The organism is Candidatus Streptomyces philanthi (genome assembly GCF_059553635.1).
On the sequence record NZ_JCANQV010000216.1, the window covers coordinates 1 to 10241 of the forward strand.

General features: G+C 72.9%; 11 protein-coding genes. 8 read left to right on the forward strand and 3 right to left on the reverse strand.

Annotated elements, in window-relative coordinates; genetic code table 11:
* The 3 genes from AC51EU_RS21885 to nudC all read left to right on the forward strand — a co-directional run.
* The coding region (locus AC51EU_RS21885) for a PD-(D/E)XK nuclease family protein (RefSeq protein ID WP_496268729.1) at positions 1 to 727 on the forward strand (727 nt) is incomplete at its 5' end.
* Positions 728 to 737: 10 nt separating this feature from the next.
* Complete coding sequence (locus tag AC51EU_RS21890; protein WP_496268730.1) at positions 738 to 2138, forward strand: dipeptidase; 1401 nt, start codon at positions 738 to 740, stop codon at positions 2136 to 2138.
* Positions 2139 to 2215: 77 nt separating this feature from the next.
* Positions 2216 to 3151, forward strand: a complete 936-nt coding sequence (gene nudC, locus AC51EU_RS21895) for an NAD(+) diphosphatase (protein WP_496268731.1) — start codon at positions 2216 to 2218, stop codon at positions 3149 to 3151.
* Positions 3152 to 3367: 216 nt separating this feature from the next.
* Here nudC and AC51EU_RS21900 read toward each other — a convergent pair whose 3' ends face one another.
* Positions 3368 to 3625 (reverse strand): mycoredoxin, encoded by a 258-nt coding sequence (locus AC51EU_RS21900; protein WP_496268732.1) that lies wholly within the window; start codon positions 3623 to 3625, stop codon positions 3368 to 3370.
* A 571-nt stretch (positions 3626 to 4196) separates the two neighbouring features.
* Here AC51EU_RS21900 and AC51EU_RS21905 point away from each other — a divergent pair.
* The 5 genes from AC51EU_RS21905 to AC51EU_RS21925 all read left to right on the forward strand — a co-directional run bounded on the left by AC51EU_RS21905 (position 4197) and on the right by AC51EU_RS21925 (position 8101).
* On the forward strand, positions 4197 to 6449 hold the full coding sequence (locus tag AC51EU_RS21905; protein WP_496268733.1) for an ATP-dependent DNA helicase UvrD2: 2253 nt from the start codon (positions 4197 to 4199) through the stop codon (positions 6447 to 6449).
* A 143-nt stretch (positions 6450 to 6592) separates the two neighbouring features.
* A complete protein-coding gene (locus tag AC51EU_RS21910; RefSeq protein WP_496268734.1) occupies positions 6593 to 6910 on the forward strand; it encodes a hypothetical protein in 318 nt (105 codons plus the stop codon).
* Between the two features lie 119 nt (positions 6911 to 7029).
* Positions 7030 to 7380 (forward strand): WhiB family transcriptional regulator, encoded by a 351-nt coding sequence (locus AC51EU_RS21915; protein WP_496268735.1) that lies wholly within the window; start codon positions 7030 to 7032, stop codon positions 7378 to 7380.
* A complete protein-coding gene (locus tag AC51EU_RS21920) occupies positions 7377 to 7694 on the forward strand; it encodes a putative WhiB-interacting protein (RefSeq protein ID WP_496268736.1) in 318 nt (105 codons plus the stop codon). Before AC51EU_RS21915 ends, AC51EU_RS21920 begins: the two co-directional genes overlap by 4 nt.
* A 206-nt stretch (positions 7695 to 7900) precedes the next feature.
* Positions 7901 to 8101 (forward strand): hypothetical protein, encoded by a 201-nt coding sequence (locus tag AC51EU_RS21925; protein ID WP_496268737.1) that lies wholly within the window; start codon positions 7901 to 7903, stop codon positions 8099 to 8101.
* Between the two features lie 71 nt (positions 8102 to 8172).
* Here the strand turns inward: AC51EU_RS21925 and AC51EU_RS21930 are convergent, their stop codons facing one another.
* The gene (locus AC51EU_RS21930; protein ID WP_496268738.1) at positions 8173 to 9537 is read right to left on the reverse strand and encodes an ABC1 kinase family protein; all 1365 of its coding nucleotides are present in this window, start codon (positions 9535 to 9537) and stop codon (positions 8173 to 8175) included.
* A 34-nt stretch (positions 9538 to 9571) separates the two neighbouring features.
* Positions 9572 to 10241: ThiF family adenylyltransferase (locus AC51EU_RS21935; protein ID WP_496268739.1), on the reverse strand; the 670-nt coding region annotated here is incomplete at its 5' end.

The window sequence follows — 10241 nt, forward strand, 5'->3', positions numbered from 1 at the left end:
CCTCACCCCCGAGGAACGCCGCCTCACCGACTCCTGGGACCGCGACCTCACCTCCCTCACCGAAGAACTCCACCGCACCCGCGCCACCGTCCGCGACGTACACCTCCCGCACGCCCTCAGCACCACGCAGCTCCTCCACCTCGCCGCCGACCCCGACGGCTTCGCGCGCGACCTCGCCCGCCCCATGCCCCGCCCCCCGCAGCCCGCCGCCCGCCGCGGCACCCGCCTCCACGCCTGGATCGAATCCCGCTTCGACACCCGCGCCCTCCCCCTCATCGGCCCCGACGAACTCCCCGGCGCCGAACCCGACGACCTCACCATCACCGACGAGGACGACCTCGAAGCCCTCAAGGCCGCCTTCGCCCGCACCCCCTACGCCGACCGCGCCCCCCACCGCATCGAGGACCCCTTCCGCATCACCCTCGCCGGCCGCGTGATCAGCGGCCGCATCGACGCCGTCTACCAGGACACCCGCCCCGACGGCGTCCACTACGAGATCATCGACTGGAAGACCGGCCGCACCGGCACCGCCGACCCCCTCCAGCTCGCCGTCTACCGCCTCGCCTGGGCCGAACGCCACGGCCTCGACCCCACCACCGTCGACGCCGCCTTCCTCCACATCCGCACCGGCGACATCGTCCGACCCACCCACCTCCCCGGCCGCACCGAACTCGAACGCATCCTCCTCGGACAGACCCACGACCGGCGTCACCCGGAAGGCCGATAGGCTCCCTCCCATGAGCACCACCCCGGACAGCGCCGTCCACACGTACGTCACCAGCCACCGCGACACGTTCCTCGACGACCTCACCGCATGGCTGCGCATCCCCTCCGTGTCCGCCGACCCCGGACACGCCCCCGACGTACGCCGTAGCGCCGCATGGCTCGCCGGGAAGCTCGCCGACACCGGCTTCCCCGTCACCGAGATCTGGGAGACCGACGGCCTGCCCGCCGTCTACGCCGAATGGCCCTCCGACGACCCCACCGCCCCCACCGTGCTCGTCTACGGCCACCACGACGTCCAACCCGCCGCCCGCGAGGACGGCTGGCACACCGACCCCTTCGACCCCAAGATCACCGATGGCAGGCTCCACGCCCGCGGCGCCGCCGACGACAAGGGACAGGTCTTCCTCCACACCCTCGGCGTCCGCGCCCACCTCGCCACCACCGGCCGCACCACCCCCGCCGTCCACCTCAAACTCCTCATCGAGGGCGAAGAGGAATCCGGCTCCCCCCACTTCCCCGCACTCCTCACCCGCCACGCGGACCGCCTCGCCTGCGACGCCGTGATCGTCTCCGACACCGGCATGTGGGCCCCCGACACCCCCACCGTCTGCACCGGCATGCGCGGCCTCACCGACTGCCAGATCGACCTCCACGGCCCCGACCAGGACATCCACTCCGGCTCCTTCGGCGGCGCCGTCCCCAACCCCGCCACCGAAGCCGCCCGCCTCGCCGCCGCCCTTCACGACGACGACCGCCGCGTCACCGTCCCCGGCTTCTACGACGGCGTGATCGAACTCACCGACCGCGAACGCGCCCTCTTCGCCGAACTCCCCTTCGACGAAAACGCCTGGCTGCGCACCGCCCACTCCCACGCCACCCTCGGCGAGACCGGCCACACCACCCTCGAACGCATCTGGGCCCGCCCCACCGCCGAGATCAACGGCATCAGCGGCGGCTACCAGGGCCCCGGCGGCAAAACCATCGTCCCGGCCACCGCCCAGCTCAAACTCTCCTTCCGCCTCGTCGCCGGCCAGGACCCCGACACCGTCCAGCAGGCCGTCCGCGACTGGGTCGCCGCCCGCCTCCCCGACGGCATCCGCCACGAGATCACCTTCTGGGGAGCCACCCGCCCCTGCCTGACCCCGCTCGACCACCCCGCACTCCAGTCCGTCGTCCGCGCCATGGGACGCGCCTTCGGCCAGAAGATCCGCTACACCCGCGAAGGCGGCTCCGGACCCGCCGCCGACCTCCAGGAGGTCCTCGGCGCACCGGTACTCTTCCTCGGCATCTCCGTCCCCTCCGACGGCTGGCACGCCCCCAACGAGAAGGTCGAACTCGACCTCCTCATGAAGGGCGCCGAGGCCGCCGCCCACCTCTGGAGCGACCTCGCGGAGAACTGGCACACCGCCTGACCCGTGCTCGTACCCCCACCCGCAACCGTGCCCGAACGCAGCAACCACCCACGCCACAGCGGGAGTTGGAAACAGCAGTGACCACCTGGACCGACCACAGCGCAGACCGGCCGCTCACCTTCAGCGCACCGAGCGGCATCGACCGCTCCGCCCACCACCGCCTCGACGAGGCGTGGCTCGCGGCGGCCTGGAGCCACCCGTCGACGCGCGTCTTCGTGGTGTCCGGAGGCCAGGCCCTGATCGACGACACCCCCGACGGCCGCACCGAACTGATCATGACGCCGTCCTTCGAGGCCCCCCTCACCGAGGCCCACCGCTACTTCCTCGGCACCGACGAGGACGGCATCCGCTACTTCGCCCTCCAGAAGGACGCCCTCCCCGGCCGCATGGACCAGTCCGCACGCCCCGCGGGACTCCGCGAGGCCGGCCTGCTGCTGTCCCCCCGCGACGCCGGACTCCTCGTCCACGCCGTCGCCCTGGAGAACTGGCAGCGACTCCACCGCTTCTGCTCCCGCTGCGGCGAACGCACCGTCATCGCCGCCGCGGGCCACATCCGCCGCTGCCCCGCCTGCGGCGCCGAGCACTACCCCCGCACCGACCCCGCCGTGATCATGCTCGTCACCGACGAGCAGGACCGCGCTCTCCTCGGCCGCCAGGTCCACTGGCCCGAAGGCCGCTTCTCCACCCTCGCCGGCTTCGTCGAACCCGGCGAATCCATCGAACAGTCCGTGGCCCGCGAGGTCTACGAGGAGGCCGGCGTCGTCGTCGGCGACGTCGAGTACATCGCCAGCCAGCCCTGGCCCTTCCCCTCCAGCCTGATGCTCGGCTTCATGGCCCGCGCCACCTCCTCCGAGATCCGCGTCGACGGCGACGAGATCGAGGAAGCCCGCTGGTTCTCCCGCGACGACCTCAGCGCCGCCTTCGCCTCCGGCGAAGTGCTCCCCCCGTACGGCATCTCCATCGCCGCCCGCCTCATCGAACAGTGGTACGGGAAGCCGCTGCCGCGGCCCTGATGGCGGGGGAGCGGCGGCCGGGGGCCCCGGCCGCCCTGGAGGCGGGGGTGTGCGGCTCCGGCTGGCTTCGGGCGGGACTGTGTGGGCTTGCCCTGTGGGGGCGTGATGTCGGTGCGGCGGTGAGACCCGCTGTGGCGGTGCGTCGGGCCGTGTGCCGGGCACGCCGAAGCCCCCTCCGGCGGTGGCCGGAAGGGGCGGTGGCGCGGGAAGCGCGCCTCAGACGGCGAGAGCCTGCTTCACCTGGTTCAGGCTCGGGTTCGTCATGACGATGTTCTCGCCACCCGACGGCGGGACGACGAGCACGGTCGGCACCGTCTGGTTGCCGCCGTTCGCCTTCTCCACGAACGCCGCGGACTCGGGGTCCTGCTCGATGTTGATCTCCGTGTACGCGATGCCCTCACGGTCCATCTGACTCTTCAGCCGACGGCAGTAGCCGCACCAAGTCGTGCTGTACATCGTCACCGTGCCCGCCATGCGCCCCGCGCTCCTTCGGTCGTTCTCGAATCGAAGCCACCCAACACAGGACCGGACCCACGGGCCCGGCCCTGCCATTCCGGGGCGGACCGGAGGGTCCGCCCGAGGAGGTGGCATCGGGGAGAACGTTTGAGGGGGGTGGAGCATTCCCGGGGGTGGGGAGAGGGCGGGGGCCCGATGTTCTCTTCTTCCTCCGCCTCTCCCCCGGGGGGCCACCCCCCACCCCACCCCTCCCCACACCGCCTCGCTCCCCGGGCCCGCCCCCCGCGCGTCACCTCTCGCGCCTCACCGCACCCCACCACCCACCCCACGCCCGCTCCGCGCCTCGCTCACCCGCCCCACCGCACCCACCGGCCCACTCCGCCCTACCTCACCCCTGCCCCTCCACATCCCCGCACCGGTCCTCCTTCGCCCGCCCGCCGCCCCCGTCGGCGCGACCGCCACCTCAGTACAGCGGATCGGCGCTTCGCCTGCTCGCCGTCATCCCCAGAAGGCCGACGCGGTACGACCGGGGAGTGGCGGCTGTGGACGGCTGTGCCGGTCGTCGTCGGGGACCTGGCAGCATGGCGGGGTGACAGCAGCACCGGACTCCACTCTCTTCCCGCAGGTCCCCGAATCGGCCGACGCGGTGCTCGACGGGCTCGACCCCGAGCAGCGCGAGGTCGCGACGGCCCTGCGCGGACCGGTGTGTGTGCTGGCCGGCGCCGGCACGGGCAAGACCCGCGCGATCACGCACCGCATCGCGTACGGCGTGCGCGCGGGCATCCTGCAACCCGCCAGTGTGCTCGCGGTCACCTTCACCGCCCGCGCGGCCGGGGAGATGCGCGGCCGGCTGCGGCAGCTCGGCGCGAGCGGGGTCCAGGCCCGGACGTTCCACTCCGCGGCGCTGCGCCAGCTCCAGTTCTTCTGGCCCCGCGCGGTGGGCGGTGAGCTGCCGCGGCTGCTGGAGCGGAAGGGCCCGGTGGTCGCCGAGGCGGCGGCTCGCTGCCGCGTCCGGCTGGACCGCAACGAGCTGCGGGACGTCACCGCCGAGATCGAATGGTCCAAGGTCACCCAGACGGTGCCCGCCGACTACCCGGCCGCGGTCGTCAAGGCCGGTCGCGACGCGCCCCGCGACGCCGCCGAGATCGGGCAGATCTACACCGTCTACGAGCAGCTCAAGCGCGACCGCGGCACGATCGACTTCGAGGACGTCCTGCTGCTGACCGTCGGCGTGCTCCAGGACCGCCACGACATCGCCGAACAGGTCCGCGCCCAGTACCAGCACTTCGTCGTCGACGAGTACCAGGACGTCAGCCCCCTCCAGCAGCGGCTGCTGGAACTGTGGCTGGGGGAGCGCGACAGCCTGTGCGTGGTCGGCGACGCCAGCCAGACGATCTACAGCTTCACCGGCGCCACCCCCGACCATCTGCTGGACTTCCGCGTCCGCCACCCGCACGCCACCGTCGTCAAACTCGTCCGCGACTACCGTTCGAGCCCCCAGGTCGTCCGTCTCGCCAACGGACTGCTGTCCCGGGCGACGGGCCGCGCCGCCGAGCACCGCCTGGAACTGGTCTCCCAGCGCGAGTCCGGCCCCGAGCCCGGGTACGCGGAGTACGCCGACGAACCGGCCGAGGCCGAGGGCACCGCCCGCCGCATCAGGGACCTCATCGCCTCCGGCGTCCCGGCCGGGGAGATCGCCGTCCTCTTCCGCGTCAACGCCCAGTCCGAGGTCTACGAGCAGGCGCTGGCCGACGCCGCGGTGCCGTACCAGCTGCGCGGCGCCGAGCGGTTCTTCGAACGGCCGGAGGTGCGCGAGGCCGGCGTCGCGCTGCGCAGCGCCGCCCGGTTCGGTGCCAACGACGCGCTGCTCGACGACGCGGTGGACATACCGTCGCAGGTCCGCGCGGTGCTGAGCACCAAGGGCTGGACGGACGAGCCGCCGGCCGGCTCCGGCGCGGTACGGGACCGCTGGGAGTCCCTGGCCGCCTTGGTCCGGCTCGCCGAGGACTTCGCCGCGGCCCGGCCCGGCGCCTCGCTCGCCGACCTCGTCGCCGAGCTGGACGAACGGGCCAATGCCCAGCACGCCCCGACCGTCGACGGGGTGACGCTCGCCTCGCTGCACGCCGCGAAGGGCCTGGAGTGGGATGCCGTGTTCCTGGTGGGGCTCACCGACGGCATGCTGCCGATCACCTACGCCACGACCGACGAGCAGATCGAGGAGGAACGCCGCCTCCTCTACGTCGGTGTCACCCGCGCCCGGCGCCATCTGGGACTGTCCTGGTCGCTGGCGCGTTCCCCGGGCGGCCGGGCGGTCCGGCGCGCCAGCCGGTTCCTCGACGGCCTGCGCCCCGGCGCGGCGGGCGCGCCGCCCCGCTACGCCCCGGGAGTGTCCGGCGGCGGTGTGGAGCGGGGCGGTGCCCGGGAGCCCGGTGCGGTACGCCGCCGGAGCCGGACCCCGGCCCGCTGCCGGGTGTGCGGCCGGACGCTGACCGACGCGGGCGAGATGAAGCTGATGCGCTGCGACGACTGCCCCTCGGACGTCGACGAGGCGCTGTACGAACGGCTGCGTGACTGGCGCGGCGCCCAGGCCCGCCGTCTGGGCCAGCCCGCGTTCTGCGTCTTCACCGACAAGACGCTGATGGCGATCGCCGAGGCGGTGCCGGGCACGACACCGGAGCTGGCGGGAATTTCCGGCGTGGGGCGGCGCAAGGCCGACCGCTACGGCAGTGATGTCCTGGCCGTCTGCGCGGGTGAGGACCGCTCGGGTGATGTGGAGGACGGCGCCGGTGGCGGCGGCGCGGGAAGTGCGGGGGAGAGCCGGGAAAACTCGTCGGAAAAATAGTTTGCGCGCGCGGACGGCATCCCCATAGCCTGCACAGGCACGGGGACGACGGGCCTTCCGAGTTCCGGGGGCTCCGTGCTGTACTTGAACACGCTTGGGCCGGTATCACCGGTCCACCGAGACGCCGAGAGGAGGCGAGCCCAATGATCAGCTTCATCGAGACCAACAAAATGACCGATCGTTCGGTCCTCGCCCTGTGCACCCTCGGCGCTTCGCTCCCGGGCACCGGTCTGTCCGGCTTCGGCCGCATGTCCGGCGTCACGGTCGCGCGTCCCGAGTCCCTCCCTGTCATGACGACGGGTGAGGGCAGCGAGCGACCGACCGAGGCACCTGCAGCAGTGGCGACGGCGGCGGCGCATGCCCCTGCCTTCGCGGCGGCCAATGGTGCCGGCTCCCGCAAGCAGTACCAGAACGAATCGTGGGCCTTCCGTGGCCTCGAACCCTGGAGAGATCCAGCCTGATCGGCATGATCAGGTCGGCACCTTCCAGGGCCGCGGAACCCACACCGGGATCCGCGGCCCTTTTGTTTTGCCCATGAGCCCGGCCACCGCCGGGCCGCACAGACGAGGAACACACCACCGTGCAACTCCAGACGCACACCCCGTCCGCGCCCGACCTGATCCCTCCGCCCGACCCCCAGGAGAACTCCTTGCTGCCCCTCACCGAGCTCGACAACGAGATCGACCGCCTCGGCGCCGCCGTTCCGTGCCGCACCTACGACCCCGAGGTCTTCTTCGCTGAGTCCCCGGCCGACGTCGAGTACGCCAAGTCGCTGTGCCGTACCTGCCCCGTGCGGGAGGCATGCCTGGCCGGCGCCAAGGACCGCCGTGAGCCGTGGGGGGTCTGGGGCGGTGAGCTGTTCGTCCAGGGCGTGGTCGTGGCGCGCAAGCGTCCGCGTGGCCGTCCGCGCAAGAACCCGGTCGCGGCATGAACACCACCGGCACAGGAACGATCGACCGTCCCGCCACGCGGGACCCCCAGAAGCAGGACCCAGGCATGAACCCCACCGCCCCCGAGACACCCGCCCCCGCGAACCCCGGTGCGATCGAGTCGCGCCAGAACAGGAACCTCGCCATGCAACTCATCCCAGAAGCCCTGGCCAGGGCCCATATGCATCAACGCCTCACCGACGCCGAGGCCGAGCGCAGGGCCCACCGGATCGCCGTCGCGCGCCGTATGCAGCGGCGTGCCGAGCGCGCGTCGCTGCGGGCCCGCCGTGCCCTGGCGATGGCGGTGATGCAGTAGGACCCGCAGGGTCCGGCCGACGGGGGACGGCCGGTGGCGGATCACGGGGGATACGGGGGACAGGGCGGCGTCGCGGTCACCGGGACGCTGTGCGGGAGGGGCTCGTCCGTGAGGGCGGGCCCCTCCCGCGTACGGGGCGGTGGCGTCGTGCGCGGGGGATCGCGTGGCGTACCGGCGGGCACGGCCCGCGGGGATATCGTCGGACGGTGAACCGGACCACGCCTGAACAGGCGGACCCTCCCGAACGCGGCGCCACCACCTGTGCCCGCTGCGGCACCGTCGCCGAGGGCACTCCGCCGACCTGGACCTTCTCCGTCGAGAACGGCACCCGCCGCTACTTCTGCGAACCCTGCGCACGGGAGAACCTCCGCGCCATCGAGAGCCGTCTCGACTCGGCGTGGTGGTGAGCCCGGTACGGGGCGACGGCCCCGGGTCCCGGACGGAACGGGTCGTACCGCCCCGCCCGGGACCGGGCGTGTCAGGCCGTGGGTTCCTCGACGAGTCCGGCCTCCTGGTCCGACACGAAGCCCGGCAGCCACGCCTCCAGCTCCTCGCGCAGCCGTACCGTCGCCCCCAGCTGGCACAGCACACCGATGGTGCTCAACGTCACACGGTGTATCAGCAGATACGAGGGCGGCAGATTGAGCTGCCGGCCCAGCTGGTAGGCGGGTGACCGCGGGTCGCCGATCCGTGCCGCCTGGCCGCGCATCCAGGACCGGGTGAATGTGAACTCCTCCCGCTGCGCCGGTTCGATGATCGGCAGCAGGTACTCCAGCACCGCGTTGGGTTCCAGTTCGATGGAGTCCTTGACGAAGCCCTCCTCGCACAGCCTCCGGTAGACCTCGTCGGCCGCGCCGTCCAGCGTCATCCGCAGCGAGGTGCCGATCGTCGGCGGCAGCCCTTCCGGCAGCCGGTCGACCGTGCCGAAGTCCAGCACCCCCAGCCGCCACTCGTGCGCCGGCCCGTCACCGGTCAGCAGCCGGAAGTTGCCGGGGTGCGGATCGGCGTGCAGCAGGCCCGTGCGGGCCGGGCCGGAGAACAGGAAACGCGCCAGCAGCTGCCCGGCCCGGTTCCGTTCCTCCTCGCTTCCGTCCGCGATCACCTCGGACAGCGGGGTTCCGTCCAACCACTCGGTCACCAGGATCTGTTCACTCTGGTGCACCACGTCCGGCACCCGCACGTCCGGGTCGTCCGCGAACTCGGCGGCGTGCGCCCGCTGCGCCTCGGCCTCCAGCCCGTAGTCCAGTTCCTCCGCCACCCGGTCGCGCAGCTCGGCGATCAGCGGCTTGACGTCCATGCCCGGGATCAGTGGTCCCAGCAGCCGCGCGAACCGGCTCAGCTGCGTCAGGTCCGACAGCAGCGCCTTGCCCGCTCCCGGGTACTGCACCTTGACCGCCACCGCGCGGCCGTCGTGCCACACCGCCCGGTGCACCTGCCCGATCGACGCCGCCGCCGAAGGGCTGTCCTCGAACTCCTGGAACAGCTCCCGCCAGTCGTCCCCCAGCCGCTCCGCGAGCACCGCGTGCACCGTGCTCGCCGGCAGCGGCGGCGCCGCCTCCTGAAGCTTGGTCAGCGCCTTGCGGTAGGGGCCGGCGATCTCCTCGGGCAGCGCGGACTCGAAGACGGACAGCGCCTGCCCGAATTTCATGGCCCCGCCCTTCAACTCCCCGAGGACTTTGAAAAGCTGTTCCGCGGTGCGTTGTTGCAGCTCACGGCCGACGATCTCGGCGGACCTGCCGCCTATCCGCTTGCCCAGACCCCAGGTGGCGCGGCCGGCGAACCCCAGTGGCAGCGCGGCCAGCTTGGCGGTACGGGTGACCGCCTTGCGGGGAAGATCAGACATGCGCCCCTCCAACTCACACTGTTCCCGACCGGGGTTACTCCGTCATTGTGGCGTGTCGCGTTTCCGGGGCCGAGGTGTCCTCCCCCGGGGAGGGGCCGGCCGCGCCGCAGCCGCACTCCGGATGCGGCACGATCCGCACCGCGCGCATCGTGGCGCAGGGCAGCGCGAACTCCAGCCGGGCGTTCACGCAGGGCGGCAGCGCGCCGTCGAGGAACGCCAGTGCCTGCACCGCGGCCTGCCCCGCCACCATCGTCGCCAACGACGCGTCACAGGCCGGCACCGCGGGGGAACGGCGCCCCGAACGCCACTGCGACAGCAGCCGCGGCCAGGGCGGCTCCCCGTCCGTGCGCCGCAGTTCGTCGCAGCGGGCGCAGGCCGAGTCGCCGGGCAGCACCAGCGGCCCCACCACCCCCGTCCCCTCGACCACCCCCGCGTACAGATGGGGGATGCCGGCCGTCAGCAGCGGCTCCGACAGCACCGGGTCGGGCGCGTACGCGGCGAGCCCGTCCCGCGGCGCGAGGACGACGAGGGACAGTCCCGGCTCGCCGGTCTCGCTGACCGGGCCGACCGGCCGGGGTGTGCGCGCCCACGGGGACGCGTCGTGGACCAGCCGGCGCGCGGAGGCGTCCCGGCGTTCGCCGATCCGCTCCGCCGGGTGCCCGCCCGGCAGGACGTCGCCGGGCGTGACCCGTCCGCCGTCCAGT

Bases quoted from the DNA above. Each gene is read 5' to 3' on its own strand.
- AC51EU_RS21900 (WP_496268732.1), bottom strand. From the start codon at position 3,625: ATGGCGGGCACGGTGACGATGTACAGCACGACTTGGTGCGGCTACTGC.
- AC51EU_RS21890 (WP_496268730.1), top strand. From the start codon at position 738: ATGAGCACCACCCCGGACAGCGCCGTCCACACGTACGTCACCAGCCAC.
- AC51EU_RS21920 (WP_496268736.1), top strand. From the start codon at position 7,377: ATGAACACCACCGGCACAGGAACGATCGACCGTCCCGCCACGCGGGAC.
- AC51EU_RS21930 (WP_496268738.1), bottom strand. From the start codon at position 9,537: ATGTCTGATCTTCCCCGCAAGGCGGTCACCCGTACCGCCAAGCTGGCC.
- AC51EU_RS21910 (WP_496268734.1), top strand. From the start codon at position 6,593: ATGATCAGCTTCATCGAGACCAACAAAATGACCGATCGTTCGGTCCTC.